Annotated in this window: 13 protein-coding genes; 8 read left to right on the top strand and 5 right to left on the bottom strand. The window is 64.7% G+C overall.

Translation table 11 applies throughout. The features are described from left to right. The 3 genes from H928_RS0117440 to tenA all read right to left on the bottom strand — a co-directional run. On the bottom strand, nucleotides 1-1,407 hold a 1,407-nt coding region (locus H928_RS0117440), incomplete at its 3' end, for an MdtA/MuxA family multidrug efflux RND transporter periplasmic adaptor subunit (protein WP_021027654.1). Nucleotides 1,408-2,135: 728 nt separating this feature from the next. Continuing rightward, nucleotides 2,136-2,369 (bottom strand): hypothetical protein, encoded by a 234-nt coding sequence (locus H928_RS0117435; RefSeq protein ID WP_021027653.1) that lies wholly within the window; start codon nucleotides 2,367-2,369, stop codon nucleotides 2,136-2,138. Between the two features lie 228 nt (nucleotides 2,370-2,597). Beyond that, complete coding sequence (tenA, locus tag H928_RS0117430; RefSeq protein ID WP_021027652.1) at nucleotides 2,598-3,263, bottom strand: thiaminase II; 666 nt, start codon at nucleotides 3,261-3,263, stop codon at nucleotides 2,598-2,600. A gap of 161 nt (nucleotides 3,264-3,424) precedes the next feature. Between tenA and H928_RS28545 the strand changes: the two genes are divergently transcribed. The 4 genes from H928_RS28545 (at nucleotide 3,425) to H928_RS0117410 (ending at nucleotide 6,699) form a co-directional block, all read left to right on the top strand. After that, nucleotides 3,425-4,333, top strand: a complete 909-nt coding sequence (locus H928_RS28545; RefSeq protein ID WP_021027651.1) for a DUF3626 domain-containing protein — start codon at nucleotides 3,425-3,427, stop codon at nucleotides 4,331-4,333. A 76-nt stretch (nucleotides 4,334-4,409) separates the two neighbouring features. Continuing rightward, complete coding sequence (locus tag H928_RS0117420) at nucleotides 4,410-5,657, top strand: NAD(P)/FAD-dependent oxidoreductase (RefSeq protein WP_021027650.1); 1,248 nt, start codon at nucleotides 4,410-4,412, stop codon at nucleotides 5,655-5,657. A gap of 231 nt (nucleotides 5,658-5,888) precedes the next feature. Further along, nucleotides 5,889-6,101 carry a 30S ribosomal protein S21 gene (rpsU, locus tag H928_RS0117415; protein WP_007833691.1) on the top strand — a complete coding sequence of 71 codons (213 nt, stop codon included), beginning with the start codon at nucleotides 5,889-5,891 and terminating at the stop codon, nucleotides 6,099-6,101. A 151-nt stretch (nucleotides 6,102-6,252) separates the two neighbouring features. Continuing rightward, a complete protein-coding gene (locus tag H928_RS0117410; protein WP_021027649.1) occupies nucleotides 6,253-6,699 on the top strand; it encodes a GatB/YqeY domain-containing protein in 447 nt (148 codons plus the stop codon). Nucleotides 6,700-6,803: 104 nt separating this feature from the next. On the opposite strand, the gene H928_RS0117405 is transcribed toward H928_RS0117410, so the two are convergent. Next, nucleotides 6,804-10,055, bottom strand: coding sequence for a DUF11 domain-containing protein (locus tag H928_RS0117405; protein ID WP_158400577.1), 3,252 nt, complete (start codon nucleotides 10,053-10,055; stop codon nucleotides 6,804-6,806). Between the two features lie 618 nt (nucleotides 10,056-10,673). On the opposite strand from H928_RS0117405, the gene H928_RS0117400 reads away from it, so the two are divergent. The 4 genes from H928_RS0117400 (at nucleotide 10,674) to H928_RS32500 (ending at nucleotide 14,677) form a co-directional block, all read left to right on the top strand. Then, nucleotides 10,674-11,903 (top strand): CaiB/BaiF CoA-transferase family protein, encoded by a 1,230-nt coding sequence (locus tag H928_RS0117400; protein WP_021027647.1) that lies wholly within the window; start codon nucleotides 10,674-10,676, stop codon nucleotides 11,901-11,903. A 291-nt stretch (nucleotides 11,904-12,194) separates the two neighbouring features. Next, nucleotides 12,195-12,929: an SIMPL domain-containing protein gene (locus H928_RS0117395; protein ID WP_021027646.1), complete on the top strand. Its 735-nt coding sequence runs from the start codon at nucleotides 12,195-12,197 to the stop codon at nucleotides 12,927-12,929. Between the two features lie 200 nt (nucleotides 12,930-13,129). After that, nucleotides 13,130-14,464 (top strand): hypothetical protein, encoded by a 1,335-nt coding sequence (locus H928_RS30265; protein ID WP_148293212.1) that lies wholly within the window; start codon nucleotides 13,130-13,132, stop codon nucleotides 14,462-14,464. A gap of 51 nt (nucleotides 14,465-14,515) precedes the next feature. Beyond that, nucleotides 14,516-14,677, top strand: a complete 162-nt coding sequence (locus tag H928_RS32500) for a hypothetical protein (protein WP_021027644.1) — start codon at nucleotides 14,516-14,518, stop codon at nucleotides 14,675-14,677. Between the two features lie 23 nt (nucleotides 14,678-14,700). Here the strand turns inward: H928_RS32500 and H928_RS33540 are convergent. Continuing rightward, nucleotides 14,701-14,908, bottom strand: a 208-nt coding sequence (locus tag H928_RS33540) for an EamA family transporter (protein WP_239645002.1), incomplete at its 5' end; no start/stop codon positions are given.

The raw sequence follows: 14,908 nt of genomic DNA, 5'->3' as shown, positions 1-14,908 counted from the left end.
GCCATTGCCCGCCGCACCGCCGGGTGCCGCACCATTGGCGCCACGGCCTTCGCCATTGCCACGGCGTCCACCACCCTCGCGCGGGCCGCGCCGGCCACTGCTGGCGCCATGAGCCTGGGTGGGCGTGTCGCCCTGCAGGGCCACCACGGCACCATCCTTCAAGCGGTCGGCACCCTCGGTCACCACCAGCTCGCCCTCCTTGAGGCCCGTGTTGATGGCCACCCATTCGACCGTGCTCATGCCCCGGATGACGGTGCGCTGGGTCACGGTGCGGTCGGCGTTGATCACGTAGACAAAATCGCCATTGCCACCGGTGCGGATGGCGGTGACCGGCACCACCAGCGCGCTCTCGTCCTTCAAGGTCAAACGGGTGTTGACAAACTGGTTGGGAAAGAGCGAGCCATCGCTGTTGTCGAACCGGGCCTTGGCCTTGACGGTGCCCGTCGCGGTGTCAACCAGGTTGTCCAAGGTCAGGAACACGCCCTGGGCCAGGGTCTTGTTGCCCGCACGGTCCAGCGCTGCCACCGGCAGCCGGGCATCGGCCTTTTGCGCACCCAGCACCGACGGGATATGGTCCTGCGGCACGGTAAAGCTCACATCAATCGGCGCGATCTTGGTGATGACGGCAATGCCGGTGGTGCCACCGGCGCTGATGTAGTTGCCTGGGTCCATCGTGCGCAAACCAATGCGGCCATCGATGGGCGAATTGATGCTGGCATAACCCAGGTTGAGCTGTGCGGTTTGTACCTGGGCCTGGTCAGTGAGCACCGTGCCTTCGAGCTGCTTGGCCAGCGCGGCCTGCGTGTCCAGGTCCTGGCGGGCAATCGAATCCTGGTCCCACAAGGTCTGGTAGCGCTTGAGCGTCACGCGCGCGGCATCGAGCTGCGCCTGGTCGCGCGCCAATTGGCCCTTGGCCTGCTGCAGCGCTTGCTCAAACGGGCGGGGGTCGATCTGGGCCAGCTTCTGGCCTTTCTTGACCATCTGGCCTTCGGTGAACAGCACATCGCGCAGAATGCCCGAGACCTGGGTGGTCAGGGTCACCGTGGTGGTGGGCACCACCGTGCCCATTGCCGTCAGGGTCACCGGCAGGGTTTGGCGTTTGGCAGCGGCACTGCCCACGGTGACGGCCATCGTCCGCATCGCGCCCGGGCCCATGCCAGGAGGGCCACCGGCGCCCGGTGGGCCGCCCATGCCAGGTGCACCGGCTGCCATGCCGCTCGGGTTCTTCTTGCTCTGCACCAGGTACCAGGCCCCGCCTGCCAGCCCTGCCACCAGCACGATGGCGATCGTCGATCCCAGCCAGCGGCTGCGGCGCTTGGGTGCTGCTGCAGCACCGGGGTTCAGCCCGGCGTCTGCCGCGCCGGGGGTTGGGGTGGGACGGGTGGAATTATTGGAGTTATGGTCCATGGCAGCAATCGGTAGAGGTGAGTTACAGCAGCGGCCTGTGGCAAAGCTCCACCATCAGCACCGGCATGTAAAGAATGACCGCATCCTAGTGCAGCCATGTTGCACCTGCCCTGTACCGACTGCGAAGATAAGTAAACGCCACCGCCGCCAGCCCCGAGTCTACTGAGATTCCATGGCAGCACGCCGCTGGCAAGGCTGTTGGACGCACAGGTTTTTTGCGGCGCAGTTTCTTGGCTGCCTGGAGCCACCCATCGCCATTCCTGGCGCGGCAAAGCGCAAGCCAGCCAACACGGCTGCAGCGGCCCAGCAGCTTGCAGATCACCCCTAGCCTGCGCATCGCGCAGCGGTCCCGCTTTGTCCCCATTGCACGGGCACAATGCTGTGGAAAGCTGTGAAGAAGCTTGTAGATAAGCAGGGCAAGCCGCTGATTCCTAAGCCAAATGCCAGCCTTGCTCAAAATTGAGGCATATGGGGCCTGGGCGCGTCATTCGCGCAGTTTCAACGCCCCGACACTGCTGGCCCTGGCCTCTTCTGGCACTGGAGCACCGCTGTTTTGGCGCAGCGCAGCGTTGTCCCCAGTCCGTGGGCACAATGCTGTGGAAAGCTCTGTGCACAGCTGTAGATAAGCCACCCAAATCGTTGAAACTAAGACAAAAAGTTAACCATGATGAAAAAAAAGGCAGCCTGCTTGGGCTGCCTGGGTGCTGTGGAGAACAGCGGGCTGAGGATCAGGCATCGCGGCGCTTGATCTGTTGCAGGCCTTCTGAGGTGATGACCATGTAGCCCTCACGCTCCACCACCATGCCGCGTTCCAGCAGGCGCTTGGAGACATGTGCATGCACAGCATCCTGCAGCGAAATCTTTTCTCCCAGTTCCAATTTCTTCAAAGCGGCCAACTCATCGACCGTGGGTTCGAACACGGGAGCGTGGTAAGCGGTATGGGTGGTGTTGGTAGACAACATGGCAACTCCTTATATGGTTGCGATACGTGCGTGTAGGCCTCGGACTTGCTCGGGGTCTGCGCGTTGGCGCATCTGGTCAATGAATGCCACGAAGCGTAAGACCGTTTTTTGAAAGCGCCTGTAGGCGAATACCGCTAGCCTATCGCGCCGTAGAGCCGCATTGCATAACTTTACGACGGCGCTGCCGGAGCTTTACAGCGCAGCAGCGCAACCCAGTTTGGGTGCCGCTCAGCGCGTCGGCCAGCGCCCCCCTTGGTAGGCACTGTCCCAGAACATCCATTCGAGCTCAGCGCTGTAGCGGTAGGCCTCGGCCATGCGCGTGCGGGTGGCGCTGTCAGCGGCGTCCGCCACACGGTCGATGGTGGCGATGACGGCGCGCACAGCGGCATGGAATTCTTCACTGGCATAGGTGTCCACCCAGGCCTGGTAGGGGTTGCCGGGCTGGGAGCGGGCATGGATATCGCGCCCCACTTCGGCATAGATCCAAAAGCAGGGCAAGAGCCCGGCGAGCGCCACCGGGTAGCTCTCCGACCAGCTGTTGGCCAGCAAAAAGCTCGTGTAGTGGTGGCAGGCCGGTGTCAGCGGCGTCGCGGCAAAATCCTGCGGCGTAATGCCGAAGTCGCGCATAAAGCCGTCGTGCAGCTTGCGCTCCTCGACCACCGCCTCATTGGCGGCATTGGCAAACTGCACCACGCCCTCGGCCTGGTCGGCCTTGGCGGCAGCGACGGCCAGCGCACGGCCATAGGCCACCAGGTAATGCGCATCCTGGATCATGTAATGGCGAAAGCGCTCGACCGACAAGCTGCCTGCCGCCAGCTCGCGGTTGAAGGGATGGTCCAAGGTGCGCTGGTACAGCGCCTGGTTGGCTTGCCACAAGGCCTGGCAAAACGACATGCAAACTCCTCAAGAGATCGTGGACAAGCGCTGATTGTCGGCCAGTGCCGGGCCGCTGGGCAGCATCCAACCCCAGAACAGCCAGGGCATGCATGCAGCGCAGAACCGGCTACGATCCATCCACTGCAGTCCCTGGACCTTCAACCGAACCCGCCCTGCCCATGCCCAGCCCCGCGCCCTTGTTGACCGCCGCCCAGCAGCAAGCCCTGCAGGCCGTGCAGCGCCGTGGCGGCCCGGCGCGCGAGCACGCACTTGCACCCGCTTCGATTCACGTCCACTTTCATCCCGACTGGATGGTCCCGGACTGGACGGTCCCGGACTGGACCGTACAAGGCCAGCCGCTGCTGGCGCTGCTGTGCCAGCAAGGCCGCTACCTGTCGCAGTTTGAGAGCGGCCGCAGCAATGGCAGCTACAGCCCCCAGCCCCAGGGCGAGCGCTGGCAGTGGGAGGACCAGCAGTTTGCGGGCGCTTACAACCACGCCGATCCCGCCGAGCGGCCGGTGTACGGCGCCGTCGATCTGGTGCCTTTGGGCCGCCCCAGCCACCAGGGCTATGGCGCCGCGCCCCGATTTGGATCGGCGTATCTGCAGCTGCACAGCTCTGCCACCGCACGCAGCAGCTTTTGCGACCCCGACAGCTACTGGCAGCCCCGCCATGTCGGGCTGTGGCAGCAGATGGACTGGCAGCAGCTGCAATGCCTGCAACTGGCCGACCCGCTGGACCACTATGTCGAAGCCCAGCTGCATGGCGGCCTGGTTCTGGCGCGCGATGTGGCCGCCATCTGGCTCGACCCCTGCTACCGCGATACGCCGCTGGCGCTGGCCGTGCTGCGCTCAGGCCTGCCCCTGCGCTTTCATCCGGGCTACCGCTTGCAGGCGGACCAGTTGGCGCAAGCCAGCCAGTACCGGGGCGCCGACGTGGCCGAAGTGCTGGCCGAACTGCTGCAGCATGCGCCGGGTGGACTCACCCCAGCCGATCTGGGCCAGGCCCAGGCCCGCCATCGCTACCCGGCGCCGCTGCTGAAAAAAGCCTGGCATTGCATCGCCCACCTGGGCAGGCAGTCGGGTTAGGGCCGCATCACCGATAATCGCTGCTTTTGTCGGCGCGGGCACTCCATAGAGAGGCCTGGCCATCTTCCGGATCCGCATGTCTTCTCCCGCTCCCACCCACCTGTTTGATACCGTCATCATTGGCGCAGGCGCTGCCGGCCTGTTTTGTGCGGCGCAGGCGGGGCAGCGCGGGCTCAAGGTGCTGCTGATTGACCATGCGGCCAAGGTCGCAGAGAAGATCCGCATCTCGGGCGGCGGGCGCAGCAACTTCACCAACCGCGATCTGGATGTGCGCCAGCCCCATAGGCACTTTGTCGGCCAGAACCCGCAGTTCTGCCGCTCGGCACTGTCGCGCTTTGGGCCGGCCGATTTTGTCGCGCTGGTCGACAAGCACGGCATTGCCCACCACGAAAAGCACAAGGGCCAGCTGTTTGCCGACCATTCGGCCGAAGACATCATCGCGATGCTGCTGGCCGAGTGCCGCGCGGGCGACGTGACCCACTGGCAGCCCTGCCCTGTCAGCGCCGTTGCGGCGCTGGATGCCGATGCGCAAGGCCAGCGCTTTCAGGTCAGCACTGCCCAGGGAACGGTGCATTGCCGCCACCTGGTGATCGCCACCGGCGGCCTGTCCATCCCCAAGATTGGCGCCACCGACCTGGGCTACCGCCTGGCCCAGCAGTTTGGGCTGGCACTCGTGCCGCGTGTGCCGGGCCTGGTGCCGATGACCTTTGATGGCAGCGCCTGGGCACCCTACGCGCAGCTGGCGGGCCTGGCCCTGCCGGTGGTGATCGGCACCGGCAGCAAGAAAACCCGCATGACGTTCAACGAGGACCTGCTGTTCACGCACCGGGGCCTGTCGGGGCCAGCCATCCTGCAGATCTCGAGCTACTGGACACCGGGCACCTCCATCGACATCAACCTGGTGCCCGAGGTGGATGTGGCCGAGCAGCTACTGCAGGCCAAGCAGCGCTCGCGCAAGCTGATTGCCAATGCGCTGGCCAGCCTGGTGCCCGCGCGCCTGGCCGATGCCTGGGTGGCGCAGGATGCCGATTGGCAGCGCCCGATTGCCGAGGCCAGCGACAAGGCGCTGCTGCGCCTGGCCGAGCGCCTGACGCGCTGGGAGCTGACCCCCACCGGCACCGAAGGCTATAAAAAGGCCGAGGTCACCGTGGGCGGTGTGGACACGCGCGAGCTGTCGCAGCAAACGATGGAAGCCAAGAAGGTGCCGGGCCTCTACTGCATTGGCGAGGTGGTGGATATCACCGGCTGGCTGGGCGGCTACAACTTTCAATGGGCCTGGGCGAGTGCCGCTGCCTGCGCAGCGGGCATGGCAGAAAACCAATAGCAGCAGGACGCTGGGCGAGATGCAGGAGAGCAACAGCGCAGGTCTGGCTCCCCGCTTGCAAACCGCGACCCTCTTGCTTTCCTATCAAAAGCCGGATATAATCGCCCCTCTTTGCTGGCAAAGCCCTGTCTGCCAATACTAGTCAATATGACAGGGCAAAACCGCCATTCAAGGCTTTGGGGCGCGATCTTCCCCAAAACCCGCTGTTGGCACCAATGGAAACATTAGCTAATGACGACTATCCGTGTAAAAGAAAACGAACCCTTTGACGTTGCGCTGCGCCGCTTCAAGCGCACCATCGAAAAGCTGGGCCTGCTGACCGACCTGCGCGCTCGCGAGTTCTACGAAAAGCCAACTGCTGAGCGCAAGCGCAAGAAGGCTGCTGCCGTCAAGCGCCACTACAAGCGCGTTCGCAGCATGCAACTGCCCAAGAAGCTGTACTGATCGCAGCTCTCACAGGCCTGACGCAATTTGCCCAGGCTGTGACACCACCCGCGCTCGGGACGCCAGGCGCGGGTTTTTTGTTTTCTGGCCATCGCCAGATTTTTCAGGCAGACCGCTGCTTGCGTCGACGGCCTGCCAACAGGAGCCTGTTATGAGCTTGAAAGCACAAATCACCGAAGACATGAAGAACGCGATGCGCGCCAAGGACACGGAACGCCTGGGCACCATCCGCTTGCTGCAAGCTGCGATGAAGCAAAAGGAAGTCGATGAGCGCGTCGAACTCGACGACGCGATGGTGATCGCCATCGTCGACAAGATGATCAAGCAGCGCAAGGACAGCATCGCCGCATTTGAAACTGCCGGCCGCCAGGACCTGGCCGACAAGGAAAAGTCGGAAATCGAGGTCATCAAGGCCTACCTGCCAGAGCGCATGTCCGCCGAAGAAGTGACCGCTGCGGTCCAGGCCATCGTGGCGGAACTGGGTGCCTCGGGCCCTGGCGACATGGGCAAGGTCATGGGCGCCGTCAAGACCCAGCTGGCTGGCAAGGCGGACATGGGCCAGGTCTCTGCCGCCGTGAAGGCCGCACTGGCTCCCTGATCGCCGGGAGGCAGGCCCCGAGCACGGGGCTGCCCGGAAGCCAAACATCAAAAAAACCACTGCAGCACCGAGCGGCAGTGGTTTTTTTGTGGGCGCTTTGCCGCTCAGTGGCGGCCGCGCTGGCGCATGCGGCGCAGGCCCAGCGCAGCGGCCCCGCCCAGCAGCAGCGACATCAGCAGTTGCCCCGCCAGCGATACCGTGGGTACCGCTACTGGCGCGGGCAAGGGTGTCGGGTCTGGATCCGGAGTCGGGTCAGGTGTGGGATCGGGCGCAGGTGGGTCCACATCGATGGTGTTGCTGTAGACCGCATCCTCGTCCTCACTGCTGCAAGGCGCGCTGCTGCTGCACTGGGCCGCATCGCTCACCCGGGCCAGATTGCGAACCTGTGCAGGTGCCGTGGCCGTGATCCGGGCCTGTACCGCATAGCGCACGGTTTCGCCACCTGCCAGCGTCACACCGCTGCAACCCGACGGGCTGCAGACACCAGCGGCGCTGTGGGCCCCGACCTCGGTCGCAACAATCTCGGTCACCACCATGCCGCTGGGCACATCGTCCCACTGCAGCTCTACGGGCATGCCACCTTCATTGCTCAGCGTCACCACATAGCGGGTGCTGCTGCCTTCCAGCACCTGGCTCACGCCATTGCTTTTGAGCACGGTGATATAGGCGGGGGCCAGCACATCAGTGCGCGCCTGGGCACAGCTGTCGGCAGGCAGGCAGGCAGCGCCCGGCACCGGCGGCTCGCTGCCCCCCTGCGGATCGATGGCAGCATGGTTGGTGATGCTGCCGGCCTGCGCTGGCGCGATGGCATGCAAGCCAAAGGCAGCATGGCCGCCTTGCTCCAGCGCGGCATCCAGCACCACCTCGCACTCCAGCGGCTCGCCACTGCAGACCACCGATGTCACACCGGCACCGGGCGAGGCACCCGTCAGGCGCATGCCATCAGGCAGGGCCTCGGCCACGACCAGCGTTTGCCCGGCGGCAACGGCTGTCTGGCCGCTGTTGCCAATGCGGAACTGGTAGTCCAGCGCCTGGCCCGCTTCCACCGTTGCCGCGGCCGTCTTGCTCAGCGTCAGATGCACGGGGCTGCGCAGCGCGTCGGTATCCGTCACTGTGCAGGGGGATGCTGCCGTGCAGTTCGCCCCCGTCAGCGTGGCCGTATTGCTGACCGTGGCATCGGCACGGCCCTCCACCAGCGCCGTGACCCGCGCCCGCACCTGGTAGCTGACGCTGGCGTTGGCGGCAACCGTGATGCCGCTGCAGCCCATCGGTGCCTGCAGGCTGCAGCTGCCGGCATCACTGGGCGCTGCGGCCGCCAGCGGCGTGATGGCTTCGATCTCCATGCCCTGGGGGCTGTCCAGCCAGGCGAGGCCGGCAGCGGGCATGCCGCCGCTGTTGGTGATGGTGACGGTATAGCTGCTGCTGGCACCCTCGGTCAGCGTATCGACACCATTGCTCTTGCGGATGCTGACAGTGGCGGGCAGCACGATGGCATCGCGGTCTTCGGCACTGCAGCTGTTGCCGCCGCTGCAGCTCGCGCCACTCAAGGTCACCACGTTGCGGGCGCTGTCCACGCCCACCTCACCGGTGACAGTCGCCTGCACCGCATAGACAATCGATTCACCAGCCGCGACGGCGATATCCGAGCAGCCACTGACGGTGCACAGGCCCGCCTCGCTGTTGGCGCCGACCGTCGTGGCGCTGATGCGCTCAATATTGAGGCCCACCGGGCTCTCTACCCAACGCAGGCCCGCAGCTGCACTGCCGCCGGTATTGTGCACAACCACCTGGTAGACCGTGCTGGCACCCTGGGCCAGTACATCCACGCCATTGCTCTTGCTGATGCCCATATTGGCCGCCGTCACCACCAGGTCGGTATCGGTGCTGGCGCAGCCGCTCACCCGCTCGCTGGTGCAGGTGCCGCCTTGCACCACGGCCTTGTTGCTGACCGATGTGCCTGCGGCTACGGCAGCATTCACTTTTGCGCTGACGATGTAGACGATGGATTGGCCCGCTGCCAAGGTGATGCCGGTGCAGCCCGTGGTGCTGCAGGTTCCCGCCACACTACCGCCCCCCACGCTGCCCGCGCGGATGCCACTGACCGTCAGGCCGCTGGGCACATCGCTCCAGCTCAGGCCCGCGAACGCGGTCGCGGCGCTGTTGCTCAGGGTCACGCTGTAGGTGGTCTCGGCGCCCACGGTCAGGCGGTCCACCCCATTGGTCTTGACCACACTGACCGAGTCGGCGGCCACGATCAGATCCGCATCGCTGCTGCTGCAACTGGCGGGGCTGCCGCTGCTGCAGTTGGCGCCGTTCACAATGGCGGTGTTCGATGCCATCGCGCCCACCAAGCCGGTCACCTCCGCCTCCACGCGGTACGCGATCGATGCACCAGGCGCCAGGCGCAGGCCCGTGCAGCCACTGCTATTGCAGACACCGGCATCGCTGCCCGCGCCCACGGCACCGGCCTCAATGCCCAGCACGCGCAGGCCTTGGGGCAGATCACGCCAGGAGATATCGCTGGCCAGCGAGCCGCCGGTGTTGCTGATCGTCACGGTGTAGACTGTGCGGCCGCCTGCGGTCACGGCAGCGGCCTCATTGGTCTTTTGCACGCTCAAGGCCGCCGGGGTGCTCACGGCCTCCTGGTTGTAGGCGACAAAGGCAATGTCGGAGTCGCCGCTCAAGGCCTGCACAAAGCCAGCCACCCGGCCCATGTTCTGCGGCGTGATGCCAAAGTCGGCGAAATAGTAAGCACGTATGCGCAGGTCACGGCTGCCATCGCCCACCGTAGACTTGGTGTGGTTGGGGTTCCAGAACTGCCAGTTCTGCCGGGCGACGACCGGCACGCTGCTGAGCGCGATGCTGATGCTGTTCCCTACGACCGCACCCGTGTCGTCGATGAAATAAAAGGTGTCGGTCTTGCTCGATGGCTGGCCTACCTGGGTCACCAGCACATCGGGCACCGCGTCCGTCGTGGACTCGGGATTGCCCACACTCGCACTGAAGCGCAGCGAGCTCGCCGGGATATTGAACAAGGCGGTGCTGAGATCGAGCCCATGCCCGCCATCCGACAGGTAGGAGGCCCGGGTCTTGGAGATATCGTAGCTGGCGCTTTGGGCAATGGCATTGAGGCCGCCCGCAGCGGGCAGCGAGCTGGGATTGGGCGTAAAGGCCTGGAAGACTGCCGGCTGAAAAGCCCCGGTCAGCACCGCGTCATTGACCCCGGTCGAGTAGCGCACGCCCCCGGCCGTGAACCCCAGCAGATCGTTGTTCCCATTGGCTGCAGGCGCTGTGGCGGCATTGCTGGTATTGGCTGTCCAGCTGTTGCCGTTGAAGCTGCCCCAGACGGCAGTCACATTGTCAGCCGCATGCGCCAAGCCCTGCCCCAGCACCAAGCAAAGCCCCAGCAGGCTACGCATCCCTCGCGCACCCAGCGCCCACCTCATCACTGAACCCATCACACCTTGACCGTTCTTGTTGAAAACACCGGCACCGAAATGCCAAGACCCTGAAGCCTGTGCAGCATCAGGGCCTGTGTCCATCAGTTGAAATTGAGAAAAATATATTAACTTAATCAATTATCAAAACCTAGCCTTCGATTCCATGTATTCACTTTGGTTAACAAAGACTGAAAAAGGGCCCACGCCAGATCTTGATACACATCAAGAAATTTCAATTCGTTATATTTGTATCTTAACATTACAGAAATTTCTTACCCGAAGGCCGGTATATAGCGTCTATCGGGCAGGCATACCGCGCCGTTTTTTGCGCATCTTTGGCGACCCACTCGCAGCGGCTTTGTCACCCCTGCATGCACCGCAGGGACAGCCAATGGCGCATGCAGCTAAGCGGATGTGGTACATACGGCGTAGTTCTGTTTGACCTACCCGGCTGGCAGCCAGCGCGGCACCCGCTGCGATTTGCGCCAAGCCCTGCGCCCGCCCAGCCTGCCAACGCTTTCTGTTTCCTGAGCCATGCACCACACCGACGCCCCCCCCAACACGCCGACCTCCCCCACCCCCTTGCCACTTGCCGGCCTGCGTGTGGTCGAGTTCAGCCATATGGTGATGGGCCCGACCTGTGGCCTGGTGCTCGCCGATCTGGGGGCCGAGGTCATCAAGGTGGAGCCGGTCGAGGGCGACCGCACCCGCCACCTGCTGGGCGCGGGAGCGGGCTTTTTCCCGATGTTCAACCGCAACAAGAAAAGCGTGGCCATCGACCTGCGCCAGGCCTCAGGGCTGGAAGCGGCAATCCGCCTGGCCAGCACGGCCGACATCGTGGTGCAGAACTTCAAGCCCGGCGTGATGCGCAAGTATGGGCTCGACTACCGCGCGCTGTCGCAACTCAACCCGCGCCTCATCTATGTGAACCACAGCGGCTTTCTGCCCGGGCCCTACGAGCACCGCACCGCGCTCGACGAGGTGGTGCAGATGATGGGCGGCCTGGCCTATATGACCGGGCGCCCCGGCGACCCGCTGCGCGCAGGCACCAGCGTCAACGACATCATGGGCGGCATGTTCGGTGCCATTGGTGCGATGGCCGCGCTGATGCAGCGGGCGCAAACCGGCCGGGGCCAGGAGATTGATTCCGCGCTGTTCGAGAACAATGTGTTCCTGGTCGGCCAGCACATGATGCAGTTTGCCGTGACGGGCGAGGCGGCCGAGCCCATGCCCAACCGCATCTCGGCCTGGTCGGTGTATGACGTGTTCACCGTGCAGGATGGCGCCCAGATCTTTCTGGCCGCCGTGAGCGATGCGCAGTGGACCACCATGTGCAGTGCCTTTGGCTGGGGCGATCTGCTGGCCAACCCCAGCTACTGCAGCAACAACGACCGGGTGCGCCTGCGCCCCCAGCTGCTGCCCGAGCTGCGCCAGCGCTTTGCCGCAATGAGCGCCGCGCACATTGGCCAGGTCTTTGAGGCCAACGGCCTGCCCTATGCCCCGATCAGCAAGCCCGAAGAGCTGCTGGACGACCCACACCTGCTGGCCAGCGGCGGCCTGGCCCCCGTGCGCCTGAGCGATGGCGAACGCGCGGGGCAGACGGCCCCCACCACCTTGCTGCCGCTGCGCATGGCTGGTGAGCGCCTGGGCGTGCGCATGGACCCGCCGCAGATGGGCCAGCACACGCAGGAGCTGCTGCGCAGCCTGGGCTATGGCGATGACAGCATTGCCGCGTTGCGGGACAGCCAGGCGATTGCCGGCTAGGCGCCAGCGCTTCCAGCCAAATGTGAATATCGATGAACCCGGACGATTGCGGCAGCCTGTCCTACAAGGCTCTGGCCTGCCGCCGCCTACGCTGTGGCTCTTTGTCGCGGCACTCGGGGCACCAGGGGCACCAGGGGCACCGGGGGCACTTGGGGATAAGCTAGGCCATCCGATGCGGCTTGTGGGCGCTGTTGAAACTTGCAGTCCAGCTCGCACTCCAAGCCCGGTGACCTGGGCCCCCGCCTTATTGGCGGCATGTCCTCCGCGACTGTTTTGAAGAAGGAGAATCTGATGAAAAAAATGCGCATGCTGGCGACCGCCGCCTTGATCGCCGCCACCCCTTTTGTAGCTTCCACCGCCATGGCCCAGAACCCCGCCCCCGCCGCTGCCAACGCAGACAAACGCCCCAGCCTGAACCTGGATGCCGAAGCGTCCACCCGCGTGCCGGAAGACACGGCCTGGGCCCAGTTCAGCGTTGAGAAGGAATCCAAGGACCAGGCCCAGGCCCAGCAGCTGGGCAAGACCGCGCTGGCCGATGTGCTGGCCACCGCCAAGAAGTCCCAGACCCTGCAGGTCACGACCGAGAACCTGTTCACCAGCCCCGTCTACAACAAGGATGGCAAGGTCACCAGCTGGCGCACCCAGTTCAATGTGCAGCTCGAGTCCACCGACACGGCCGTGCTGGGCCAGACGATGGCTGCGCTGATGGACAAGGCCCGCCTGACCGGTTCGGGCTTTCGCCTGTCCGATGCTGCACGCAACAAGGCGCAGGACCAGCTGATCGCCGAGGCGGTCAAGAACTTCAACGCCAAGGCCAAGGTCACCGCCAATGCCATGGGCTATGCGCAGTACGAGTACGACACCATCCACCTGAACCAAAGTGGCACCAGCCAGCCGATGCCACGCATGGGCCGGGGTGTGGCCATGATGAGCAAGATGGAAGACAGCAGCGCCCCTGTGGGCCTGGAGCCAGGCTACACCACGGTGTCGGTCAGCATGTCGGGCGCCGTGCGTTTGATCAAGTAAGCCGCGCTTGTTGAAGCGCAGTGGCCCAGCGAACCTGCGCTGAGCCGCCCCAGAGCCAGGGAATGCCTTGCATACCCTGGCTTTTTTACGTACTGCTTTAGCAAGTGATTAACCACTTACCACCATCAACCTCTCCCACCAGGCGTAAACATTTGTAGCAATATGGGCGCCATAGCCATCCCGGCTAGCAGGAGTGAAGCATGTCCCGTACTGTTCGCCCTTGGCTGCAGCGCAGCCCCCTGTTTCGATCTGCGGTGCTGGCCGGCACGATCGCCTTGGCGGCCAACCCGCCAGCGCAGGCTGCCAGCGATTTCACGCCACTACCGGGCACCTGGATCGTCAGCGCCGAGCAAGATGGAAGGCCCGGCCGGGGCATGGCCATCGATGTGCAAGATGGCGTGCTGGTCATGCAGGTCTACAACTACCGGGCCAATGGCACGGCCACCTTCCACCTGGCCGTCGGCAATATCGATGGCAACCAGGTCGCAGCCCCGCTCAAAAGCTACCGGGGCGGGCGCTATTTCGGCAGCGGGCCGCTGTCGGGCGTGGAGGATGGCGATGCGGGCGAAGTGCGCATCGAATTCACCAGCGCCACGCAGGCGCAGCTGCGCTTTCCCGGCGAGCCCACGGTAGCCATACAGCGCTTTCGGTTTGACAACACCCCGGCTTCTGCGCTGCCCTCCGCATACTGGCTCATGTCCATGCAAGACAGCAGCGGCAAGGCGGTGTACTCGGCCATTGCACTCAGCGGCGTAGACACCAGCACCGGCCCTGCGATGGTGATGGCGCTGCCCAATGGCACCCAGCTTCCGATCTCCTGCAGCTACAGCGCCACCTTGCAAGGCTTTAACTGCAGCAATGGCAGTGCCACGCCCAGCGTCAGGTTGCAGTTCCAGACGGCGCTGCAGCAGCTGAGCGGCACGGCGCAGCTGAACGGCAGCAGCTTCCAGTTGGTGGGCCAGCGCATGCTCAGCCCGGATGGCTATGACTCGCTGGTGTTCAGCGAAACCACGCCCGTCCCCGCCAGCGGCACGTGGATCGTGACGGGCGAGAAAAATGGCCAGCCCGGGCGTGGCATGGCCATCGATGTGCAAACCGGCACCCTGGTCATGCAGGTCTACAACTACCAGGCCGATGGCAACGCCAGCTTCCACCTGGGTGTCGGCGCCTTTGCCAGCGGCCAGGCCAGCGCCCCGCTCAAGAGCTACCAGGGCGGCCGCTACTTTGGCAGCGGCGCGCTCAGTGGCACGGAGGCCTCCACGGCCGGCGATGTGTTTCTGGATTTCAGCTCGCCCACACGCGGCCATATCCGCTTTCCGGGCGAGGGGGCGGTGGCCATCGAGCGCTTCCAGTTCGCGCCGGTCGCGCCAGACCCTGCCAGCCTGCTGGGCAACTGGACGTTCCACGACACGACGAACAAGGAAACCGCCCATGTGGCGCTGACCCAGGTCGATGGCACTGCCGCCACCACCGCTGGCGGCGGCGTGCGCTGCAGTTTTCTGAACCCTGCCACTGCCCAGGTGCGCTGTGTGTAAACCTTCACGATCTCCGGTCGGGGCAGTGTCTACCTCAAGGACTACCGCTTTGTGCTGCAGACCGATACGGGATCGGGCAAGGCCTTGCAGGCCGGCGAGCTGGCGCGCAGCGATGTGCTGCCCGATGACAGCAGCACGCAGAAAAACTCCTTGCTGGCGCTGCGCACGATGGACCGCCGGGGCATGAAGCTGGGTCTGGGTGCGTCCTTCTAACGCGGGCGCGCGTGGCGCCTTGGTCAGTGCAGCCGCGCCAGGATCAGCACCACGCCGGCCACGGTCAGCAGCGCGCCGGCCATGGCGCCCAAGGTGGGCGGCACCCTGGTCTTCCACCACAATAGTGGCAGCAGCAGGATGGGCGAGACAGAGGACAGCATGCCCACCAGCCCGGCGCTGCCGTACTTGAGGGCGGCGAGGATCAAGGTCATGCCCATGGCCATCGACAAA

This window comes from Comamonas sp. B-9, assembly GCF_000410635.1.
In the GTDB taxonomy this organism is placed as follows: domain Bacteria; phylum Pseudomonadota; class Gammaproteobacteria; order Burkholderiales; family Burkholderiaceae_C; genus Comamonas.
Note: the sequence above shows the minus strand (reverse complement) of the source record. Positions and strands in the feature narration are given on the sequence as shown.

What these genes read in the sequence shown, in the direction of transcription:
- H928_RS0117435 (WP_021027653.1), bottom strand. Translation starts at nt 2,369, where the DNA reads ATGTTGTCTACCAACACCACCCATACCGCTTACCACGCTCCCGTGTTC.
- H928_RS28545 (WP_021027651.1), top strand. Translation starts at nt 3,425, where the DNA reads ATGCCCAGCCCCGCGCCCTTGTTGACCGCCGCCCAGCAGCAAGCCCTG.
- H928_RS0117395 (WP_021027646.1), top strand. Translation starts at nt 12,195, where the DNA reads ATGAAAAAAATGCGCATGCTGGCGACCGCCGCCTTGATCGCCGCCACC.
- tenA (WP_021027652.1), bottom strand. Translation starts at nt 3,263, where the DNA reads ATGTCGTTTTGCCAGGCCTTGTGGCAAGCCAACCAGGCGCTGTACCAG.
- rpsU (WP_007833691.1), top strand. Translation starts at nt 5,889, where the DNA reads ATGACGACTATCCGTGTAAAAGAAAACGAACCCTTTGACGTTGCGCTG.
- H928_RS0117400 (WP_021027647.1), top strand. Translation starts at nt 10,674, where the DNA reads ATGCACCACACCGACGCCCCCCCCAACACGCCGACCTCCCCCACCCCC.
- H928_RS0117420 (WP_021027650.1), top strand. Translation starts at nt 4,410, where the DNA reads ATGTCTTCTCCCGCTCCCACCCACCTGTTTGATACCGTCATCATTGGC.
- H928_RS30265 (WP_148293212.1), top strand. Translation starts at nt 13,130, where the DNA reads ATGTCCCGTACTGTTCGCCCTTGGCTGCAGCGCAGCCCCCTGTTTCGA.
- H928_RS0117410 (WP_021027649.1), top strand. Translation starts at nt 6,253, where the DNA reads ATGAGCTTGAAAGCACAAATCACCGAAGACATGAAGAACGCGATGCGC.